General features: G+C 37.1%; 20 protein-coding genes. 10 read left to right on the forward strand and 10 right to left on the reverse strand.

Annotated features, from left to right (window positions below; all coding sequences use genetic code 11):
* Positions 1-33 precede the first annotated feature (33 nt).
* The 3 genes from N0B16_RS01170 to N0B16_RS01180 all read right to left on the reverse strand — a co-directional run bounded on the left by N0B16_RS01170 (position 34) and on the right by N0B16_RS01180 (position 1,805).
* Positions 34-789, reverse strand: coding sequence for a type 1 glutamine amidotransferase domain-containing protein (locus N0B16_RS01170; RefSeq protein WP_262988890.1), 756 nt, complete (start codon positions 787-789; stop codon positions 34-36).
* A 114-nt stretch (positions 790-903) separates the two neighbouring features.
* Positions 904-1,191 carry a putative quinol monooxygenase gene (locus N0B16_RS01175; RefSeq protein ID WP_262988891.1) on the reverse strand — a complete coding sequence of 96 codons (288 nt, stop codon included), beginning with the start codon at positions 1,189-1,191 and terminating at the stop codon, positions 904-906.
* Complete coding sequence (locus N0B16_RS01180; RefSeq protein ID WP_262988892.1) at positions 1,191-1,805, reverse strand: NAD(P)H-dependent oxidoreductase; 615 nt, start codon at positions 1,803-1,805, stop codon at positions 1,191-1,193. Before N0B16_RS01180 ends, N0B16_RS01175 begins: the two co-directional genes overlap by 1 nt.
* Positions 1,806-2,000: 195 nt before the next feature.
* On the opposite strand from N0B16_RS01180, the gene N0B16_RS01185 reads away from it, so the two are divergent.
* A complete protein-coding gene (locus N0B16_RS01185; RefSeq protein ID WP_262988893.1) occupies positions 2,001-2,903 on the forward strand; it encodes a LysR family transcriptional regulator in 903 nt (300 codons plus the stop codon).
* 122 nt (positions 2,904-3,025) lie between these two features.
* Positions 3,026-3,901, forward strand: coding sequence for an aldo/keto reductase (locus tag N0B16_RS01190; RefSeq protein WP_262988894.1), 876 nt, complete (start codon positions 3,026-3,028; stop codon positions 3,899-3,901).
* A 59-nt stretch (positions 3,902-3,960) separates the two neighbouring features.
* On the opposite strand, the gene N0B16_RS01195 is transcribed toward N0B16_RS01190, so the two are convergent.
* The 7 genes from N0B16_RS01195 to N0B16_RS01225 all read right to left on the reverse strand — a co-directional run bounded on the left by N0B16_RS01195 (position 3,961) and on the right by N0B16_RS01225 (position 10,324).
* Positions 3,961-5,298: a UDP-N-acetylmuramate--L-alanine ligase gene (locus N0B16_RS01195; RefSeq protein WP_262988895.1), complete on the reverse strand. Its 1,338-nt coding sequence runs from the start codon at positions 5,296-5,298 to the stop codon at positions 3,961-3,963.
* Between the two features lie 9 nt (positions 5,299-5,307).
* Positions 5,308-5,742 (reverse strand): hypothetical protein, encoded by a 435-nt coding sequence (locus N0B16_RS01200; RefSeq protein WP_262988896.1) that lies wholly within the window; start codon positions 5,740-5,742, stop codon positions 5,308-5,310.
* Between the two features lie 7 nt (positions 5,743-5,749).
* Entirely contained in the window at positions 5,750-6,553 is an 804-nt protein-coding gene (locus N0B16_RS01205) for a lysophospholipid acyltransferase family protein (RefSeq protein WP_262988897.1), read from the reverse strand.
* Positions 6,554-6,582: 29 nt separating this feature from the next.
* The gene (locus N0B16_RS01210; protein ID WP_262988898.1) at positions 6,583-7,212 is read right to left on the reverse strand and encodes an NUDIX hydrolase; all 630 of its coding nucleotides are present in this window, start codon (positions 7,210-7,212) and stop codon (positions 6,583-6,585) included.
* Between the two features lie 104 nt (positions 7,213-7,316).
* Positions 7,317-8,876: an Rne/Rng family ribonuclease gene (locus tag N0B16_RS01215; RefSeq protein ID WP_262988899.1), complete on the reverse strand. Its 1,560-nt coding sequence runs from the start codon at positions 8,874-8,876 to the stop codon at positions 7,317-7,319.
* A gap of 347 nt (positions 8,877-9,223) precedes the next feature.
* Positions 9,224-9,514 (reverse strand): HU family DNA-binding protein, encoded by a 291-nt coding sequence (locus tag N0B16_RS01220; RefSeq protein WP_034674127.1) that lies wholly within the window; start codon positions 9,512-9,514, stop codon positions 9,224-9,226.
* A gap of 138 nt (positions 9,515-9,652) precedes the next feature.
* On the reverse strand, positions 9,653-10,324 hold the full coding sequence (locus N0B16_RS01225; RefSeq protein WP_262988900.1) for a response regulator transcription factor: 672 nt from the start codon (positions 10,322-10,324) through the stop codon (positions 9,653-9,655).
* Between the two features lie 165 nt (positions 10,325-10,489).
* Between N0B16_RS01225 and tssO the strand changes: the two genes are divergently transcribed.
* From tssO to N0B16_RS01265, 8 genes are all read left to right on the forward strand, one after another.
* Positions 10,490-11,020, forward strand: a complete 531-nt coding sequence (gene tssO / locus N0B16_RS01230) for a type VI secretion system TssO (RefSeq protein WP_262988901.1) — start codon at positions 10,490-10,492, stop codon at positions 11,018-11,020.
* An 18-nt stretch (positions 11,021-11,038) separates the two neighbouring features.
* Positions 11,039-11,557, forward strand: coding sequence for a type VI secretion system transmembrane protein TssO (locus N0B16_RS01235; RefSeq protein ID WP_262988902.1), 519 nt, complete (start codon positions 11,039-11,041; stop codon positions 11,555-11,557).
* A gap of 38 nt (positions 11,558-11,595) precedes the next feature.
* On the forward strand, positions 11,596-12,507 hold the full coding sequence (locus tag N0B16_RS01240; protein WP_262988903.1) for a PKD domain-containing protein: 912 nt from the start codon (positions 11,596-11,598) through the stop codon (positions 12,505-12,507).
* 47 nt (positions 12,508-12,554) lie between these two features.
* Positions 12,555-14,954, forward strand: coding sequence for a type VI secretion system protein TssR domain-containing protein (tssR, locus tag N0B16_RS01245; protein ID WP_262988904.1), 2,400 nt, complete (start codon positions 12,555-12,557; stop codon positions 14,952-14,954).
* A gap of 92 nt (positions 14,955-15,046) precedes the next feature.
* On the forward strand, positions 15,047-15,550 hold the full coding sequence (locus N0B16_RS01250; RefSeq protein WP_262988905.1) for a DUF4280 domain-containing protein: 504 nt from the start codon (positions 15,047-15,049) through the stop codon (positions 15,548-15,550).
* A 19-nt stretch (positions 15,551-15,569) separates the two neighbouring features.
* On the forward strand, positions 15,570-18,755 hold the full coding sequence (locus N0B16_RS01255; protein WP_262988906.1) for a glycoside hydrolase family 19 protein: 3,186 nt from the start codon (positions 15,570-15,572) through the stop codon (positions 18,753-18,755).
* Positions 18,755-19,684 carry a hypothetical protein gene (locus N0B16_RS01260; protein ID WP_262988907.1) on the forward strand — a complete coding sequence of 310 codons (930 nt, stop codon included), beginning with the start codon at positions 18,755-18,757 and terminating at the stop codon, positions 19,682-19,684. Before N0B16_RS01255 ends, N0B16_RS01260 begins: the two co-directional genes overlap by 1 nt.
* A 59-nt stretch (positions 19,685-19,743) precedes the next feature.
* Positions 19,744-20,709 (forward strand): hypothetical protein, encoded by a 966-nt coding sequence (locus tag N0B16_RS01265; protein WP_262988908.1) that lies wholly within the window; start codon positions 19,744-19,746, stop codon positions 20,707-20,709.
* The last annotated feature ends 100 nt before the right edge of the window (positions 20,710-20,809 follow it).

Consider the following 20,809-nt stretch of genomic DNA (forward strand, 5'->3'; position numbering starts at 1 on the left):
TTTGAAGAGCTTCTTTCTTTATAATAATTTAGATTAATTTTTTTTGCTTAATGCTTTTAAAATTGCTTCACCGACACTTTTTGCTGACTGAGGATTCTGTCCTGTAATTACTCTTTGATCTGTGACAACGTGATTTTGCCAAAGCCCGGATTTTTCAAATATCGCACCTCTTTCTTTCAGTTTATCTTCTAAGAGGAAAGGGACCACATTCGTTAATTTCACTTCAGACTCTTCTTCATTGGTAAAAGCGCTGATCTTTTTACCATCCACTAAATATGTACCGTTGCTCAGCTTAATATTCACCAAACCAGCCGGGCCGTGACAAACTGCGGCAACAATTCCTCCGTTATCATAGATTTTTGAAGCGATAGCGGCCAGTTTTTCATTATCTGCAAAATCCCACATTGCACCGTGACCTCCTGCGTAAAATATGGTCGAATAGTCATTTGCATTTACTTGTGAAGGCTGTAGAGAATGGTCGATTTTAGCTTTGTCTTTACTTGCCCAAAATTCTTTGTTAACCGGATCTTTCAGATCAAAACCGTCAACCGGAGGTGTTCCGCCTTTCGGGCTCACAAAATCGATCTCGTAACCGGCATTGTGAAGAATTTCCCAAGGATGCGAAACTTCCCCGAGATAATATCCTGTACTTTCGCCGGTATCTCCTTTCTTATCATGACTTGTCACGACAAATAAAATTTTCTTTTTCATATTTTTCGATTTTTTGGTTTGTGATTGTACAAGCGCTATTGCAAAAAGTGCAAACAGTAAAAATGTTATTTTTTTCATATTGGATAATTTTAACCGTTAAGTTTCCTGTAAGAAGTTAGATTAAAGATTTAGCCTAAACTTATTCTTAAAGAAATGGTTTTTCATTAATTATATCTGAATTTTAATTTAGATTTAAATCCTATTGGCTATATACATCTGAGGTTTTTCCTGCAGTTTTCCTTCAACCAAATTTCCAAAAGCTTGAATATAAGGTTGCTGATTGTGTTGCGCCAATCCTTCTTCACTTTTCCAGATTTCGTAGAAGACAAAATGGTTTTGATCTTCAATTCCCTGATGGAGCGTGTACAAATCGTTGGCTTCTTCTTTTTGGGTTTCTGTAACCATATTTTGGAGAATTTTCAGCACTTCAGTTCTGTATTCTTCTTTGGCTTTTATAATGGCGGTGAGATAAATTTTCATCAGGCTAATTGCGGTTTTAATTCTTGTTCGAAAACTTTTTTTATATGTTCCTTATAAATTTTCATATCACGCTCGACATCCGCATTCTTTTCAACATCATGAAAGTGAAAACTTTCCATTTTCTCTAAAGAAATGAAGGCGTTCATTCTATGGAATCCAAATAACGGTCCGTTATCTACACTTGTCTCATTGAAAAATTCTCCGGGAAGTGTAAACGCGGTTTCTGGTGCATTCCAGCTTGTGGTAACCATATATTTTCTTCCGCTAAGCATTCCGCCTGTTCCGTAATTGATTTTTGGATTGTCGGAAGATCTGCCGTCGCTCATATAAATTCCTTTGGCATGTCCTGCCGTAAAAACTTCGTCAATATATTTTTTCAAACCGTTTGGTAACTGAAACCACCATATTGGAGTGTGGTAAATGATATAGTCTGCCCAAACAAATTTTTCTACTTCTTCATTTTTATCGTAACCGGCATCTACATTTGTGATTTTTATTTCTACATTTCCAAAGTCTTTTAAAACTTCTAAAGTGCTGTCTGCAATGGTTTGATTGTATTTTCCTCCGGAATGTCCGAAGTTTTGGCCACCATTGATGATGAATACTTTTTTCATTGTTTTATGATTGTTTATATTTTATGATGCAAAGTTATAGCGCAATTAGGTATAATAAAAATAATATAAATTATAGCTTTGTATTATAATTATGATAATAAAAGTGTCGTTTTTTGAAAACTTACTTTTAACTTTGCAGAGTGAATCTGATAATTGACTGCAATACAAATTGGCTTTCACTATACAATTAGAATTATGGTTAATCTAGAATGGTACCGAACTTTCAAAGCAATTTATAAGACAGGAACCTTAACGGGTGCCGCAGAAACTTTATTCATTTCACAACCTGGAGTAAGCCTGCATCTAAGCTCGTTGGAAGCCTACGTCGGTTACAAGTTATTTGACAGGACAGGCAGGAAAATGATACCGACAGAACGAGCGAAAGTATTATTTAATGCTGTTTCTGAGCCATTGATCAAGCTGGAGGATGCTGAGAAAAGCTTTCAGAAATCCACAGAAAAGCATACACCGACCATTAGTGTGGGAATGTGTTTTGAAACTTTTCAGACGACTCTGGAGCAATATGTTTCAACCTTGCCTTTTAATCTCATTATCAGTTTCGGTGAATATCCTGAGATGTTGGATCAACTGGATAAAGGAATTTTAGATTTAATCATTACACCCAAAAAAGGAGTTTCACCAAATATTGTGCACGAAGCTTTTTCTTCGGAGCAAATCATTTTAGTTGGCGGAAAAAACGTAGATGCAGAAGATTTTAATGAAGTAGTACAGACCCAAGATTTTAAAAAAATTGAAGAATGGCTGAAACAGGAAAAATGGTACGGAACAACGGGTGATATGGAACATCTTTTCCAGTTTTGGCTGCTCAATTTTGGACATAAACCGAATTTCCGGCCGAATTATATTGTTCCGAATTTAAATTCAATCATCCGCTGTCTGAAAGGCGGAACCGGATTAGCCGTGATTCCTGATTTTTTATGTAAAAATGAAATAGAAACCGGCGATGTAAAAAAGATCTGGGAAGGCAACAAAAAACTGGAAAATACACTGTATTTTGGATGTCGCAAAAAGACGATGTATCAACAGGAAATTGATCATATTAAAAGTTTGTTCAGGCAGGTAATGGTTAGAATTTAATTAGAAATTAGAGATTAGGAATAAGAACAGATAAATATCATCAATTTTCGGTAAAATGAGAATTAAAAAAATTAAAAATTTTATCGGAAATTTGAATCAAACTAAAATTAAAATAAACAATTATGCAACAAAAAACATATACAGGACAACCTGTAATCACATTGAATAACGGGGTTGAAATCCCGGCTTTAGGATTTGGAGTCTGGCAAATGGAGAATCTGCAGGAATGTGAAAGTGCTGTTATTAAAGCCATTGAGACCGGTTACAGAATGATCGATACTGCTTCTATTTATCAAAATGAAACCGCGGTAGGGAATGCCATAAGAAACAGCGGGATAAATAGGGACGAGCTGTTTATCACTTCAAAACTTTGGGTTCAGAGCCACGGATATGAAAATACCAAAAGCGCATTCCAGAGAACGCTCGACAGGCTGCAGTTGGATGATCTTGATATGTACCTTATTCATTGGCCTTTCGGAGATTTTCTGGGAGCCTGGAAAGCGATGGAAGAATTGTATCAGGAAGGAAAGATTAAGGCAATTGGGGTTTGTAATTTTACCATTGAAAAGCTGGAGGAATTAAAGGCAAATTCAAACGTACTCCCTGTAATAAATCAGATCGAATTGCATCCTTTGTTTCAGCAAAAAGAGCTGCAGGTGTATAACAAAGAAAATAATATCATTACTCAACCATGGAGCCCGCTTGGAAACGGCAATGCCGAACTTTTAGAGCAAGAAGATTTAAAAAATATTGCAGAAAAGCATCATAAAACGGTTGCTCAGGTTATTTTAAGATGGCATCTGCAGGAAGGGTTCTGTGTGATTCCAAAATCGGTAACGCCGTCCAGAATTGAAGAAAATTTTAATGTTTTTGATTTTGAACTTACGGAAGAAGAAATGAATATTGTCCGTTCATTAGACACCGGAAAGAGATTGTTTTTCGACCCGAAAGATCCGGTTTGGGAACAAAAAATGCTGAATTCTGTGGCAGATATATAACGATAGAAACGTAATTTAAAAAGCTCTTTCAGATCATTCTGAAAGAGCTTTTTAAATTATTATTTTGTTAAATCCAATCCTCCGAAATTACCCGAGCTCATCATGAGAAAAACACCTTTACTTTTATCTAAAGTTTGCCAATACGCGTGAAGTTCTGCGGCATTGGTGAAGACTTTTAAATTTTCATTTTTAAATTTTTCTTTGATCAGTTCCGGTGAAATCGCATCCATTCTTTTGATTTTTAAAGCATCTTCAGAATAGAAAACCACTGCTTCATCAAGACCGTCCATGGCATGGTCATATTGTTCTAGAAATATTGGATTCAGGCTAGAATAGGTATGAAGTTCCAGGAAACCATATTTTTTTTCATTTCTAAACTGCTCATTAAGGGCTTTCACAGCAGCTTTTACTTTACTAGGAGCATGGGCAAAATCTTTATAAAGCGTTCCATTGTCTTCTCTTTCTACTTTTTCAAGACGTTTTGAAGCCCCTTTGAAACTCATGATCGCTTCATAAAAATCTTCATCCATAATTCCCAAAGTATGGCAAATATGTCTTGCTCCTTCCAGATTCAGGAGATTATGAGCGCCGAAAACAGAAAGTGGGATATCACCAATCTCTGTTTTAAGATGTACTTTTCCGGAGATGATCTCGTATTCCGGTGTTTTGTAAGGTATCTTTCTGAAATAATTTTCGGCAGATTCCACTACTTTTACTACTTCAGGATCTTCTTCATTATAGACTAAAACGCCTCCTGCGGTAATGCTTGCCGTAAATTTTCTGAACTGCTCGATATAATCGTCAAATGTTTTAAAAACATTAATATGATCCCATGCAATTCCGCTCATTAAAGCGATATTCGGCTGATACAGCAAAAATTTTGAGCGCAGATCGATCGGGGAAGAAAGATATTCATCTCCTTCCAACACCATAAAATCATTGTCTTCGGTCAATTTGACCATGCAGTCGAAGCCTTCCAGTTGCGCTCCCACCATATAATCAACATCTTTACTGTGAAAGTTCAAAACATGAAGAATCATGGAGGTAATGGTGGTTTTCCCGTGAGAACCTGCGATAACCACTCTGGTTTTGTTTTTTGACTGCTCGTAGAGAAATTCCGGGTAAGAATAAATTTTCAGACCCAATTCTTTTGCTTTTGCCAGCTCGGGATTATCCTGATGTGCGTGCATACCGAGAATGACAGCATCAATTTCGGAAGTGATTTTTTCCGGGAACCAACCCAGTTCCAGAGGTAAGATTCCTTTATTTTCCAATCTTGATTTTGAGGGTTCAAAGATAGCATCATCTGAGCCGGAAACTTCATAGCCTTTATCTTTTAAGGCAATAGCAAGGTTGTGCATCGCACTTCCGCCAATGGCAATGAAATGAGTTTTCAATTGTATGTGTTAATTTTTAATGTTTTTTTGTATGATTTTTTGAAAAGCTTCAACAATATTGTTCCAGTTTTTCCTGTGTTGAGGCATGATAAGACTTGCATCTGTTTTACTGGCGCTATTTCTGCCTTTTTTAACGGTGATCACAATAGAAACGTGGTCATACAGTTTCTTGTGATCTTCTGCAATCTGCCTGAAATTGTTCTGATTAATGATTTCATTGAGGTTTTCAAGCTCGTTATCGGTAAGTGTAAAATCAGTTTTAAAAGTTTTTTCCTTATTTTCAAAAGAATAATGAACATGAGTTCCTTTGATGATAAGATTTTCATAAACAGGGGCGTAACCACCGCTTTGAGAATAACTGATGTCAAAATCCGAATACGCTTTCTGGCTGCTGCAGGAAACGGTGATTAAGATCAGTAATACTATTCCTATTAATTTTTTCATCACTATTTTAGCTATCCGTTGAGCTGTCTGTTTTTTTTGATTTCAGTTCTTCATCATAGGTATGAAGAATGTTGAAGTCTTCGGTCTGCTCAATCGCTGTCATTATTTTGAGAAGAATCTGCTGCGCATTTTCTTTATCATAATCAATATCGAGCGGCTTTTTAAATTCCATCGTAGGTTTTACACCGGTAACTTTTACCCGAAGCCCTTTTTTGTCAAACGCTCTTCTAAACCCGTTTATTTTAATGGGAATCACGATAGGACGCTGATTTTTCACCAGTTTTGCGGTTCCTTTTCTTCCCTGTGCGAAAGCTGCCGTTGTACCTTGTGGAAAAGTGGCCACCCAACCGTTATCTAAAGCTTTCATAATATTGTCGATCTCATTAAGATCCACCATTCTGTTTACATTTTTCCCTTCTGCTCTCCAGGTTCTTTTTACGGTTACGGCTCCTGCAATTTTAAATATTTTAGGAAGAATGCCTTTGTTCATGGTTTCCTCAGCGGCAACGTAGTAGAAATCAATTTTCGGATTAAGCAGGTAGATCGGATTCTTAATGGTATTCAGATACCCGTTATTAACGGCACAAAATGCGTGATACATTGCCGCCACATCTGCAAAGTAGGTTTGATGATTGGAAACGAAAAGCACATTGGAATCCGGAAGATCAACCAAATTTTCTGTTCCGGTAATTTTAAGTTTATTAAAGCCGTTAAATCTTCTGTATGAAACGATTCCCAGAATGAAAATGATAAACCTCTTTAAAAAATAGGGGGTACCGAATGAATCAGTAAAAATGTTTTTCTTCGCCATTTTTCAATTAAACATAATAAAGTGCAAAGTTACATTTTTTTAATCAACTGGCTGAATTCGCTGAGGATCATTGCGGTGGCTCCCCAGATAATGTATCCGTTAAAATTGATAACCGGAACTTCTTTGCCTCCTGCTCCCGGTAAAGCCATGATTTCCGGCCTGTCCGGAAGGTTTAAAAATGAAGTAATGGGAAATTCAATAACCTCTACAGCTTCACTTTGTTGTAAAACAAATACCGGATTTTTGGATGTGTAAGAAATATAAGGGTACACATAAAAATTGCTGGGCGGGATATAGATGGGGGACATTTCCCGGATGATTCTCACATAATGCTTTTCGAGGCCGATCTCTTCCGATGTTTCACGAATGGCAGTTTCTGCAAAATTCTGATCTGTTTCTTCACGTTTTCCACCGGGTAAAGAGATTTGACCGCTGTGACGGTCCCGCTCATTTTCTGTCCGTTGTATGAGTGGAAAATACCATTCATGATCTCTGAGATATAAAACGATGTTTACGGCAGCGAATTTCGGATTTTTTTCTAAAATCTGCTCATGCGTAAGGACTGCACGATAAGGGGGTGAAAAAATCCCGTGTGCATTGGCTCCTTCTAAGGCCGCTTTCTTGATTTTCGTAAGTAAATCTTTTCCAAAACTTTCCATATCTCAAATTTAGCAATATATCTTTGAGGAAGTATAATTTTGATTTAAAATTAAAGTAATCTTACTAAAAAAACCTCCGGAAAACCGGAGGCTGTGATTTTGTTTTAATTAGAATATCCTGATACTTCTTCTTTTTCAGAATTGTAAATTTTGTATTCTAAATACTTGAAAGAATCCCTTGGAATGATGGTTACCCATTTTTTATATTTTATAAACCATTTCATCTGGATGCTTTTAATGCCTTTGGTAAGGTACGCTTCCACGAAAGGGTGCACATGAAGATAAAGCTTTCCTTTATCTTTCTGCATAATATTTCTGATGGTTTCTTCCATCCTTTCCACAATAACAATAGGCGCTACGATTTCTCCGTCTTTGTTAGGGTTTTCTTCTTTGGTGTCGATTTGTTTTTCCGGACGGTTTCTCTGTCTTGTAATCTGTATCAGTCCAAATTTACTTGGCGGTAAGATTTTATGACGGGCTTTGTCACGGCTCATTTCGTTTTTGAAATGTTCGTACAAATCTTTTCTGTGGTCTGGGTTGATCATGTCGATAAAATCTACAACGATGATGCCGCCCATGTCGCGAAGACGAAGCTGTCTTGCTATTTCTGTCGCTGCCATTTTATTCACATACAGTGCATGTTCTTTGGTGGCAGAATTTCCGTTTGTGATGTTATTTCCGGAATTCACGTCGATTACGTGTAAGGCTTCTGTGTGCTCAATAACGAGATACGCGCCTTTTGAACTTGGAATATTAACGTGTTTGCCAAAGCTTTGTTTAAGCTGTTTTTCTACGTTGTAATATTCCAGAAGAGGAATGTGAGAGTTATAAAACTGTACAATGTTTTTTCTTTCGGGAGCAATGACTTCGATATACATCTTCATTTCTTCTACCATTTGCTCATCATCACAGAAGATGTTTACAAAATCCTGGTTGAAGTTATCTCTTAAAATAGAGGATGCTTTATCATCTTCGCTCAATACTTTTGAAGGGATTTTATTCTTCTGAATATTCTTAAAAGTATTTTCCCATTTCTGAACCAGCAGATTCATATCGTTATGAAGGTCTGCTACTTTTTTGCCTTCGGCAACGGTTCTTATTATCACTCCGAAGCCTTCCGGCTTGATGCTGTCAATAAGTGTACGAAGCCTTACTTTTTCTTCGGTACTGGCGATTTTTTTAGAAATAGAAACTTTATTATCGAAAGGAATTAACACCAAAAAACGGCCGGTTAAAGAGATCTGAGTAGAAATTCTCGGCCCTTTTGTAGAGATGGGTTCTTTGGTAATCTGTAACAGGATAATATCGTCTTTTGCGAAGATTTTGTCTACGGTTCCGTTTTTATCGATTTCGGGCTGGATCTCAAAATTCTTTAAGCTCGAGGTGCTTTGTTTTTTTGAAATAGAATCTTTTAAAAACTTTTTATACGTAAGAAACTGCGGTCCCAGATCCTGATAATGCAGGAAAGCATCTTTATTGTAGCCGATATTTACAAATGCTGCATTAAGGTTGGGTGCTATTTTTTTTACTTTTCCGATGAATAAATCTCCGACTACAAAATCATTTTTGTCTTCCTCTTCATGAAGTTCACATAGTCTTCCGTCTTCCAGCAAAGCAATTTTTGTAAGCTCATCCTCATGAGAAACTATAAGTTCTTTCTTCATTTTGTTAAAGATAAATTTTTTGTAAGATTAGAGAATCAGATTGGGCGATTAATATCATTTTAAATTTAATAATTAAATCTGTAAAAATGAATAAAATGTGGTACCATGTCTGATTTTTTTTCCATAAATCCTATGGTAACAAACAAAAATATAGTCGGTGAATTTTAAAATAAAAAACACCAACTATATGATTATATGAAATATCTCCAGTGAGATTATTTTTTCTTATGTCTGTTCGCTCTTCTTCTTTTCTTTCTCTTGTGAGTTGCAACCTTGTGTCTTTTTCTTTTCTTTCCGCTTGGCATAATGTTAAATTTTTATGTAACTAGTTAATATTTAATTAATTTTTATTTTACTGCAACTTTCGTTTTTACTTTTTCCACAAAAGATTTTGAAGGTTTGAAAGCAGGGATATTGTGAGCTGGGATTTCTATTGCAGTGTTTTTAGAGATGTTTCTTCCCGTTTTTGCTGCTCTGGTTTTAACAATAAAAGACCCAAAACCTCTTAAGTAAACATTGTCTCCATTATACATAGAAGTCCTGATCTCCTGCATAAAAGCTTCTACAACTTTCTGTGTTTCATTCTTTTCTGTTCCCAACTTGTTTGAGATGGTGTTTACCAATTCTGCCTTTGTCATTTCCTTTTTAAATTTTAAATTTTAGGTGTGCAAATTTAGTTAAAAAAAATGAATTGGTGCAAATTAGTATGAAAAATATTTGGCTTAAACTGCTGAGAATTTTATATTTAGTAGGGATACTGTCGCTGTTAATATGATTTACATGCTAGAATTGTAGTAGCCGTTTTCTACACAGAAGCGAATCAGGTGCAGTTTTGTTTTCAGCCCCAGCTTTTCTGTAAGCCGGTTGATATACGTATCTATGGTTCTGGTACTGAGGTTGAGTTTTTCCCCGATTTCTTTATTGCTGAAGCCTTCATAGCAGAATTTCATTAAAATGATCTCGGTAGAAGACAGCTCTTCCTGGCTTTTCTTCTGCCGGTCCATATACTCCTGAACGGCTAAAGGCTGTTCCTGCCATTTTTGCGTATAGGCTTGATAATCAAAGGTATTGGATGCGATATTGCCTTTAATGATATCGCGGATGATATGGCTGTTTTTCTGACAATAGTATACATTTGGGATTTTGGCAATAATCTCTGCCATATCTTCCTGATACGTTCCGGAGTAGGTAATGATGGGGGTTTCTGTGTTGGTTTTACGAATAAATTTTATGGCTTCTACACCGCTGAGAACGGGCATAAACAGTTCTATAATAAAAACATCTTCCTGTCTTCTGTATATTCTGTTGATCAATTCGTGACCGTTATTGCAGTCATTCAGAAGCATGTAAAACGGATTTTCCAAGAGCATTTTGATCATTATTTTTTTAAAATAAAAATCACTGTCAGCGATAGAAAAACGAACCATACTGGTTAATGTTTTGCTCATTCTAATTGTAATTTGGTGTGGTAGAAATAAATTTCGTCACTAAAGTATGAAAATCTTTCTAAAGTGTAAATTAAGTTTACGCAAAAAATAGTAAATATGATTATAATTTAATTTTGAGGTAAGTATATTTTTTTATATTTTCACATTTCAAACCAAATCACAATTATGCCTACGAATAGAGAAAAGAAATTAAACACTTCTGATGTAAGAATTGGCATCTGGAAATTTATTCTTTCATTCATAATACTGTCTGTGGTATCCTTCTGTGCAGTTTTTTTCTTTTTTAAAAGCTATGATATTCAGCGAAAAGGCATTCAGAAAGAAATAGATGACTATAGAAATCTGCTGAGCCGCAACGAATTACTAAAAATTCAGGTAGACAGTATTCAGTACAGAATGACCCTGTTAGACATCAATAAGGTAGATAATGACATTCTTCTCCGCAATTATATCATGGAAAATGTACGCGATGCAAAAAAAATAATGGGTGCAGACAGCGCTCAGAATTTTAAGCATTATTCTATTCTTTTAAAGAAAATAGAGCCTATGCTGGCTTTAAAATCCCAGATTATCATGGTTTCAAATAAAGAGCAGACCGCAATACGCGATCTCAATGCCTGTATGGGAAAAGTTGACCGGGTAAATCATCAGCTCCGTGTAGATCCTACCAGAAAATTTACAGGAAGAAGAAGGTAATAGTTAAAAGTAAAATTTATGCAGGGACAAATTACATTATCCAGAAAAGAAAAGCATTATCAGTTTGTTTACCTGATATTGATGCTTATTGCAGCTATTGTACTTTTGAGTATTATTTTCCTCAAAGGGTTTGAATCTCCATTTTCTTCGGCAGATGTGACTTCTCTTCAGACGCTTGAGCAGAAATCAAAATTCGACAATCAGCAGAAGGTGGTTCAGAAGTTATTAGATTCTACGTTTACCAAAATTACCAAGCTTACCGAGGAAGTGCCACAGCCTTTTGAAGAAAACGAAATCAAATATGGCATTAATGATATTCAGAATTCTTTTGAAAATGCGAATGTCAATGATTTGAGAAAACAGGCATATCCACAGATCGCCCAGTTTTATAAAATGTATTTTGATGACAAAAAACGGATCTCTAAAATCACGGAAAATATAAAAAACTTCGAAAAACAGTTTGAAGACTGCTCCATCGGCTTCAAAGAGAAAAAACAAAATCTGATACAGCGCGAGAATGCATTAAAATTAAGGTAAATGCAATTCAGCCGCACCACACACCACAAAAATTAACTATGAACTATTTTGAAAAAAACAAAAAAAACATCATTATCGGTGTCATTGCCACTCTGCTCATTGCCGCTTTGGTCGTATTGTGGCTTCAGAAAAAAGTGATCCATTCCGCAGATGATATTGTAGGAGTGGTATATCCCGCTTCTCTTTCGGTAGGAGATACCCTGAACTTCGGGGACAAAACCCAGTTTGCAAAATTCAAAAAATGGGATTTCGGAGATGGCACGACTTCAGATAAAGACAAAGGATATCATTTCTACAACAAACCGGGATATTATAACGTAACTTTAATCATTGATAATAAATACTCGAAATCTTTCCCGATCCTGGTTTCGGCGAGAGGTCTCCCTAAACCGAAAGACAGTATTGTTTCCATTACTACCATTGATGCCCAGACTCAGGCGATGCAGTACGAAAACGTACAGTTCAGGGCTATTTCTGATGCCAATCAGTTTACATGGAGATTCGGGGAGTCCGGAAATATAGATTCTAAAGATAAACTGGCCATTTATTCCTATAAAAAACCCGGAAATTATACCATTACCCTATATACGGATAAAGACGCAGAACCCATCATTCACAACATAAAAATCCTTCCGGCTTACGACGCCTTAGATGATGAAGAGGTGAGTGTAGACGATGCATACGAAAAGATGGATAATGATTTTAAATATCACCTGCAGCAAATTGCCAACGGAAACAGTTTTAATACCCATTACAATTATCTGCTCGGTAAATATCTGTGTAACAATGAAAATACCATCGTACAGGTAAGTGACAGCAAAGTAAATAATTTCTATCTGTATTGTGCAGGTCTTCAGTTTGATAAAAACAATGTGATTCAGACTGTGAAACTAAATTTTGACGATGCACAGAACTGTGTCACCAAAGTAGACATTAACCAAAGTAAATAATCACATCCGGTTTACCTGGAATATTACCAATCATAAAGAAAATTAAGATGAAAAACAAATTTCCTCTCGCGGCATATTACATAGGTTTATCGGTACTGCTTACAAGCTGTCAGGTAAGGCTGCCTTCAAAAAAAACGCCTGAACCAAAACAGTACGGGCAGATTGATAACGCATCTGTTGTGGATGGTTTTCCTAAAAAATCAGTTCCGTGGATTGCGATTTCAGACAGATCCAGAAATACGGCTTATTTAGATAAAAGTGATGAAAAATCGTACAAAGAAGTTAAATTTTTAGAACCTTTAATGGTCTTAAAAAGCAGAGACGGAATGGTTAAAGTAGCCGAATATATTCCTGATGCTTTAATGAAAAAAGTATCTTCAAAATCTATAAAAACCTACGGCTGGATTCCGGAATCTGATCTTCTTTTATGGAGCAGCGCTTTAAAAAGCGAGAAGACAGGATATCCTGTAAAGGTAGCCGTAGTGCCGAGTAACAGTGATGTCGTAAGAAGCGCAGAGAGATATTATAAAAATGATTCGATCATGGTGTTTAATTCTCCAAGCCTGATCGAAGCGGCCGATGTCAAAATTCCCAACGGACAGATGGTGTATGTCTATAAACAGGCAGAAAATAACAAACGATTTTTGGTGGGTAGAAAGCCAACAATTGATATGGACAGTATCAATTCCGGTTTGTACGGCTGGGTAAGTTCCAACGTCATTTCAGCATGGGGAGAACGTTCCGCCGTTAAAATGAAAAACACAACCGGTGTTAAAGAAACTTCTCTGGGAATTCATGAAGGTTCTCCGGGCGGCACAGATGCCGAAAACAGAATAGCAGTGCTTCTTACAGACACCGACAAAAGAACGCCTCTGGAAAATATCTTCCCGGTAAATCTGCCTTTAAATGAGCCTGCAACCCCGGATTCTAAAACAAAATACTTCACCAATATTTTAGATTACAGTAAAAATTATGTGTATAACGTTTTAGGAGAGCCTATTTACTTTGATCGTTACCGTGAGATTACAGAAAAAAATAAAAAAGCCAATATCGTTTTTGTTCTCGATGTAAGTGCTCCAAACGCACCGTATGCACCGATTGTAAAATCACTTTTGCAGGATTTGCAGCTTCGTTTTGAAAAGCCTTCTTACTTTAATACTATAAAATACGGAGTAGTGCTTTATAAAAACAATCCGTGCGGAGAAAATGTTGCGCCATCACCGTTGAGTACAGATTACAGCAAAATCACCACCTTTATTGATCAGAAAGTCAATGAGATGAATTGCCAGAGTACAGGAGGAAACCAGCCTGTCAACGAAGGTTTAATGGCTGCCGGAAATATGCTCTCCGAAGTTCCGGATGAAACCAACATCGTCATTACTATTGGGACATCGGCAAACAGAGACGGGAATATGTATGGTGTGATCAATTCACTTACACAGGCACAGGCTAGAGTGATCATGTTTCAAACCAGTGCAAGATCTTCAGATACCTACAATGATTTTGTCTTGATGGCAGAAAATGTAGTGACCAATACTGCAAAAAATGTTGCCGAGCTCAAGAAACAAAAAATCATCAATCAGAATGATGTATTAACAAAAAATAATTTTAGCCTTGTGGAAGGCGATGCCGGATTTTACTCACTGGATTTTCCAAAGCAAAGCATGTCTCAGGGATTTGTAATTTTTCCTAAAAAAGGCGATATTACTACACCGGGATTCTTAAAAAAATCGGTTGACAGCTTAATTTCTCAGGTAACACTAGATAATACGAGTATCGATCAGTCATTGAATGATTATTTTCACTCTTCGGTAGGCGCAGGAAGAACTGATGTTGATGTTAAATATAAATATCTGTATCCGGGACTTACAAATCCTGTTCCTGCAGGCATCGCAGCACAGCTGATTAATTATGGAAACCCGTTTTTGGTGAAAGGATACATTCCTAAAGAATTGAAAGATTTTAAACCAGGGCTTGAAAAAGGGATCCTGATTTCAGAAACAGAATATGACAATCTTAAAGCATTTTATACTGAAGTATATGATAATACAGGTGCTGCGAGAACAGATTTTAATCAGGCAAGAGCAGTTAAAGAATATATTAAGCTTCTTAAAAAATACAATCCAACCCTGAAATTTTTAGATAAAAGCGATTTATACGAGCAGCCGATGGCATATGCTGTAGGAATCAGTACGGGTTTTGATAATTCTGAAGAAGAACTGATGTCAAATTATAAGCTTAAAGGCTGGAAAAAATCTAAAATTATTACTGCCGAAACGGTGCATACGTATTTCCGACATTACAAAGATTTGGCAGAAAGAATGCTTACCCACAGAAACAATCCTGCAGTAAAAATAAAACAGAACGGGCAGGAATTTTACTGGCTGAATGAATATTTTATGCCGACCATGCTTCCGGTAGAAGAACCGGAGTATACTCAACATTAATTACTTACCATAAAAAAAACGGAAAATTTAATCTCCGTTTTTTTTATGGTAAGTTACTTTTTTCCTATCTTTGAGTACCAAACATCACAAATATGTCAGATCAATCGTCATCTCATGACGGCAAGCATCTTGTCGTTCAGAAAGGGAAGTGTCAGTGCAATCAAGGGAACCAGTTTCCGCAGCACAAAGTTACGACCCATCAGAAACATTACTGGAATGATTCAGATGGCAGTGCAGATTATCTTGCTGTTACAGAAGATGATTTGCAGTTTACTCCTCCCGGTCCCAGTTTTGGACAATGCAAATTAAAACCTTCATCAGGAGGATATCTTCCATGTTCGTATGCTCCTGCCGGTAAATGGCAAAAAACCTATGAGAAGATAAAAATCATGGGCAAAAGTTGCGTTACCGAAGTTTCTGAGCTTCAGTGTGTTGTAGGTGGAAAAATCACGATCAAAGACCACGGTCAGCGTGGTGAAATCAGCAAACAGAATGTAAAAAAAGCAGATCCAAAAAAAATCCGCAACATCAATCCGCTTGTTGATATGAATGACTTTCAGGAAACCATAATGGAAAGCGAATTAGACGCTTATTAACCCTTAAACAATTTCTGTGATGTCAACAAAAAAAGGAGTTTCAAAAATATCAGGAAATCCTGCGCCGAAAGTAGGAGAAGAAACCTTATACACCATAACAGACTGGTATTCTGCCACACCGCAAAGTGAGCGAAATCCTGCAGCTGTAACCTGGGAATTATTTAAAAAGCGCTCAAATGGAAGCTTTACCACCACCAATATCAGAAAAACAGGTTCCGGAAATTTTACTTTCGGAGAAGTGGCGCAAAAACATACCTATCGTTTGGAAGCTTATCGGTATGATCCCGAAGGAAGCGGCTCAAGTACCATAGATATTACACCTCAACCCACTGCTGTGCCGGTCATCAATAAAGTGGAATTGCGGTATGTTGACGATTCGCCGGGAACAACATTCAGTTATACGGAAAAACTAAGAGCCAATGCCCAATGTGTACATCTTACAGGAGAAAAATTAACGTTTACGCTTTGGGAAGATGATGCTGCCGGAGACGGTCACAACGCAAATAATCTAGTCATTGAGAGCAAACAGGCTACCGTAGGATCAAACGGACAGGCCACCGTAGAATTTGTGCTTTCCAGAGCAATGATGCAGAAGGCAATGCAGGGAGAATCTGATCCGAAACAGCTTGAATTCTACGTAACAGTAGAATATTATCAGAACAGAAAACATGCAAGTGATAACGTAAATGTTCAGAATCCTTCAGCAGCAAATCATCCTGCTCCTCAAAATACTCCTGCAAACAGACCATCTGCAGCTCCATCTTCACCGCAGCCGGCTGTAAATAATGTTCCGCCAAGAGCACAAGGTTCGCCTGCCGCTTCAAAGCCTGAGTCTAAAAAAGAAGAAAAAGGAATTGTAGATACGGTAACAGATTACCTGAGAGAACTTTGGGACTGGGCAGAATCTAAAGGAACCATAAAACCTGAACAAAAACCGGCCAATCAGCCCGCTGGAGGAAAAACAGTAACAACGGTTAATGATTCCGGGGCGGAAGATATTCTGGATGCTTACTTTGCAAAAAAGGAATATACAAAGCAGACCGGCGAAGCAGACGGAACCCACGAATATACTTTCGGAGGAAGAAAATCTGGCAATCAAACCGGAACGGCAGCTCAGAAAGAAACGGTAGCCAATACCATTTTAGGCAAGGTTCAGGATGTTTTAAAAAACAATAAAAAATACACGACAAAAGAAGCCATTATTCAGTCGCTTACAGCAAATGAATACGGTAAAGATACGGCAGATCATAAAAAAGTAACTTTCCAGACGTTCAAATTAGGTCCGGAATTTAAAAAAGTGAACAGTGCTCCTCTGGAAGCAAAACTGTATCTGGTCGCAAGAACTTCAGGTCTTAACGGAAAGCAGGCGACATTAATCATCAAAGAAAAAGACGGCTTGATTAAAGGCTCTGCAGGAGCCGTTTTACCGATTTTGGAAATCACAGAGGCTCAAATGGAGCAAACCTCCACTTCGGGAGAAGTTCCGGGAACTGAAAAATCACAATTTATAGCGACCATCGAAAACGGATTGGCAAAAGTTCCTATTCATCTAAGACCAAAATCGGATGATGATCTTAAAAAATGGAAAGAAAAATTAAGCAAAGGAAAAGAAGACGGCGAGTACACTTATAAATTCGGAGGAGCGAATAACATTACTGATGAAAACAGCAAAAAAACAGTTGCCGAAACCATACTCAGAAATGCTAAAGCGGGAAATGCAGCCAACCCGAAAATTGCGGATGGAAAAACGGCCTACGTAGATGACATTATTAAAGCACTCGAGATAAAAAATTATCAGAAAGACGAGACGGTCAAATTTAAGCTGTATAAAAAAGAAAAAGAACTGCTCTTTATTCAAGCAAAAGCACAGGGAGAAAAGCAGCACGATAAAGAATTCTTAAAATCTGAAGGTGCATATTTCATTATTGGGAAAAACTGTTTCTGCAACCGGGATATTACCTTAACCGAATTTGAATCTATTCTCAGAAAATTAAGGGAATCAGAAGGTGTAGCCAATAAAACCGGTGTTTTTTATGCGGATAACTGTCCTTTAACCGATAAAACCAATGCAAGTTTCCTGGCTAAACTGAATGAGAAATTTAAAGAGTTTGAAATTAATACCTGTATCCGTAAAATCCATTTTCTGACGCAGGTATACCATGAAACCGATAAATTCCAGACGACGTTAGAATATGCAAACGGCGTTAAATATGATCCAGGCCATCACGATGATGCGGTCAACAACGGAAATACTGTCGCGGGAGATGGTGAAAAGTACAAAGGAAAAGGCTTGATGCAGCTTACCTGGAAAAACAATTATTCTAAATACAAAGGATATTCAGGAGAAGATGTGGTAGCAAGTCCGCTTCGGGTTGCGCAGGAGCTAGATCTCGCCGTAGATTCCGCAGGATGGTTCTGGACACAGGGTAAAGTTCTGAGCGCAGGATCTACCTGGACAGTTCCAAACACCTCTTACAGTCAGCATGATAATTCTACGGGAAAACAGTTTCCGAAAACACAGATTACCAATGGCACAGTTTCGTATGCCACTATTAATATGAATCTGCTTGCCGATAAAGATTACATCGATACTATAAGCTGGCTCGTGAACGGCGGCGGAAACGGAAGACAGGAAAGGAGAGATTATTTGAAAGAAATTAAGAAAATCTTTAATTATCCTGCAGATTGTGCCAATGCTGGAGGAGCTTCCGGAGGAAACAGTTCGGTAACCATTCATTTTGTGGGAGATACCGCGGTAGAGTCAGGTATTTCCCAGAGAACCAGAACCATTCTTGAGGAAGTAGGTGCGGCGTCTAAAAACAATGATATTTATATCACAAGTACCGCCAGAACTCCTGCCGAACAGGCAAGAATTATGTATGGAAATATCGCAAGAACCGGAGCTGCTGAGCAAAAAGGAATTTATGCGAACGCGGGTGATCAGGTGATTGACGTATACACAGCAGGACAGAATGCACATAAAACACAAGCGCAGATTATCCAGGAGATGGAGGCTAAAATTAATGAGCTTGGTCCCTCTTCGGTATCCAAACATTTGGCTGATCCCACCGTGATGAATACATTCGATGTATCTATCCAAAGACTCACCAATCCGAATGATTTTAAAACCGAAATGCAGCGCAGAACAGAGCTTCATAAATTACTCGATGAAAACGGAGCGTACCATATTGAAATAAACCAGTAATGAAACACATCCATCATATTTTTTCAGGAGTATTTTTACTTTTCATTCTTAATGTTTCCTGTAAGGAGCATGCTGTAAAAGCTTCAGCAGCTCCTTTTACAGAAGACAAGATTCCTAATGATACAGTGATTGCGACCTCAGGAATTTATCTGGTTTCCCCGGACGAGAAAGAAATCAATTCCCTTAAAAAGTCTATGGGGGAAGAGAATTTCTACACTGCCGCAGACGACAGCAATTTTTATATTTCAAAAATCTCATCCCGGGTTAAAGAAAGATTAGTGCCGGTCAAATTTCAGAATATCAATTTCAAAGATGAACAGTTTGTATTTGATAAAAAGGCGCAAAAAAATGCATGGCTGATTATTGATTATAATAAAGGAAATAAACCTCAAACCTATTCACTGACTGATTTTTACAGCCGGCTGGATCAAAAAAATAATATTTCCGAAAAAAATAATTCAGGTATTGATGAATATGCCCAAAATAATGAATTTACCTCCTTTACATTTGATATTAATGGTGACGGAAAAGAGGATCAAATCTTTAGCAGCAAACGAAACATGGGAGACCGTTTGGTCGTCTTTTTATCAAATCGTAATGGATATTCTGAACAATTGCAATCAACTAATTTCTCTCAGGACGGAGGAAATCAGGTTTCTAAGATCATGAAAAACGGGAACGGATTTACCATTGAAACTAATTTCCCGCAGGGAACAGATAAATATACCTATTTTGTGAATTATGAAAACAGCCATTTTATGGTGAATAAAGTGGTTCACGAAATAAGCTCATGGCAGCAGAAAAATGAAACGGTAAAAGTTTGTGAGTTTAATCCTCACCTTACTCTTCAGCAAGATTCCGATGAGGTTTTCAATACACTGATTGAAGCGGAAAAGAAGGCTAAATGTGTCACTAAAAAAGCCTATTGATTCATTTGAAAATAAAATAAATTGATTCAGTTATCCTAAATTCAAAGAACATTACCTTTATGATGGTTCATTTTATTCTACCGGGAGATACCTTAAAAAGTATTGCAAAGGAAATCAATCTAGAAAATCCTGTTTATCTTAAAGAATATCACAATCGGTTTTGCGGAAGGGAAGATTATATTGATGATGACCTTATTTCAGGGAAAAAGCTGCTGTTGCCGGATATTTCGGCTATTCAGAATTACAATGCCAAAAATGACGCGCCCTTTAAAAGCCTGGAGAGAAATCCTGTTATCGGTTTTAAACCCGAAGGGAGCCATAAAAATTACCGCATCAGCATTACAGAATCTGCGAAAAGTGAGGATGACATGAAAAACTCTTTCGTTTCTTATACTGCCTCATTGCAGTGGATCAGAAATGAATACAACGAGCATGTTTTTCATTATTCGAAACACAGTTTTTCTAACCGGCTCGAGACGAAAGTAGGCGATCTTGCAATAGGCTGCATAGAATCTTTGAATCCTCTGGAAATAAGGCTCAATGCAAAAGGCGAGCTTCTTAGAATCAATATAACGAAAGAAGTGTCTGATCGTTTTGAGGATATTAAAGAAGAATTATATGACCGTTTTCCGGATCAGTATGCCCGAATGTATATTGATGAATTTGAATTTGTGGTTAAAAATTATGATTTGTTTAATAAAAAAATGAAATCAGACTGGTTTATAAAAGCCTATTTTGCTCCTATCAGAAATCCCTTTAAAAACGGAAAATCTTTTTTCGACCTTTTTCTGGAAGATCAGAAACTGATGGTAAATATGATACAGGAAGCCGAATCTTCTGGTGATGATGATGAAATTACGCTGATCCAGACACTGTCTTCAGAATTTAAAAGAGATGCAGTATACAGCGGGAAATATTCGGTTGATGCCCAATCTGGGATGATTAAAAATATAAACGTGTATTACGGCTACTCAGAATATGATATTCAGTATTCGACGGATCTTATGATAGATGAATTATTATAATATCTGTTTTAATAATTATTTATGTTGTTTGAAAATCGTAGAATTACGACACAAAATCGTAGAATTACTACAAAATTAAAGAAATATGGTAATTGGATTG

The sequence above is a fragment of the Chryseobacterium gilvum genome, from assembly GCF_025628965.1.
Taxonomy (GTDB): Bacteria; Bacteroidota; Bacteroidia; order Flavobacteriales; family Weeksellaceae; genus Chryseobacterium; species Chryseobacterium gilvum.

What these genes read in the sequence shown, in the direction of transcription:
- N0B16_RS01220 (WP_034674127.1), bottom strand. Translation starts at nt 9,514, where the DNA reads ATGACAAAGGCAGAATTGGTAAACACCATCTCAAACAAGTTGGGAACA.
- N0B16_RS01190 (WP_262988894.1), top strand. Translation starts at nt 3,026, where the DNA reads ATGCAACAAAAAACATATACAGGACAACCTGTAATCACATTGAATAAC.
- tssO (WP_262988901.1), top strand. Translation starts at nt 10,490, where the DNA reads ATGCCTACGAATAGAGAAAAGAAATTAAACACTTCTGATGTAAGAATT.
- N0B16_RS01240 (WP_262988903.1), top strand. Translation starts at nt 11,596, where the DNA reads ATGAACTATTTTGAAAAAAACAAAAAAAACATCATTATCGGTGTCATT.
- N0B16_RS01210 (WP_262988898.1), bottom strand. Translation starts at nt 7,212, where the DNA reads ATGGAAAGTTTTGGAAAAGATTTACTTACGAAAATCAAGAAAGCGGCC.
- N0B16_RS01200 (WP_262988896.1), bottom strand. Translation starts at nt 5,742, where the DNA reads ATGAAAAAATTAATAGGAATAGTATTACTGATCTTAATCACCGTTTCC.
- N0B16_RS01180 (WP_262988892.1), bottom strand. Translation starts at nt 1,805, where the DNA reads ATGAAAAAAGTATTCATCATCAATGGTGGCCAAAACTTCGGACATTCC.
- N0B16_RS01215 (WP_262988899.1), bottom strand. Translation starts at nt 8,876, where the DNA reads ATGAAGAAAGAACTTATAGTTTCTCATGAGGATGAGCTTACAAAAATT.
- N0B16_RS01170 (WP_262988890.1), bottom strand. Translation starts at nt 789, where the DNA reads ATGAAAAAAATAACATTTTTACTGTTTGCACTTTTTGCAATAGCGCTT.
- N0B16_RS01205 (WP_262988897.1), bottom strand. Translation starts at nt 6,553, where the DNA reads ATGGCGAAGAAAAACATTTTTACTGATTCATTCGGTACCCCCTATTTT.
- tssR (WP_262988904.1), top strand. Translation starts at nt 12,555, where the DNA reads ATGAAAAACAAATTTCCTCTCGCGGCATATTACATAGGTTTATCGGTA.
- N0B16_RS01225 (WP_262988900.1), bottom strand. Translation starts at nt 10,324, where the DNA reads ATGAGCAAAACATTAACCAGTATGGTTCGTTTTTCTATCGCTGACAGT.
- N0B16_RS01260 (WP_262988907.1), top strand. Translation starts at nt 18,755, where the DNA reads ATGAAACACATCCATCATATTTTTTCAGGAGTATTTTTACTTTTCATT.
- N0B16_RS01185 (WP_262988893.1), top strand. Translation starts at nt 2,001, where the DNA reads ATGGTTAATCTAGAATGGTACCGAACTTTCAAAGCAATTTATAAGACA.
- N0B16_RS01250 (WP_262988905.1), top strand. Translation starts at nt 15,047, where the DNA reads ATGTCAGATCAATCGTCATCTCATGACGGCAAGCATCTTGTCGTTCAG.
- N0B16_RS01175 (WP_262988891.1), bottom strand. Translation starts at nt 1,191, where the DNA reads ATGAAAATTTATCTCACCGCCATTATAAAAGCCAAAGAAGAATACAGA.
- N0B16_RS01265 (WP_262988908.1), top strand. Translation starts at nt 19,744, where the DNA reads ATGATGGTTCATTTTATTCTACCGGGAGATACCTTAAAAAGTATTGCA.
- N0B16_RS01235 (WP_262988902.1), top strand. Translation starts at nt 11,039, where the DNA reads ATGCAGGGACAAATTACATTATCCAGAAAAGAAAAGCATTATCAGTTT.
- N0B16_RS01255 (WP_262988906.1), top strand. Translation starts at nt 15,570, where the DNA reads ATGTCAACAAAAAAAGGAGTTTCAAAAATATCAGGAAATCCTGCGCCG.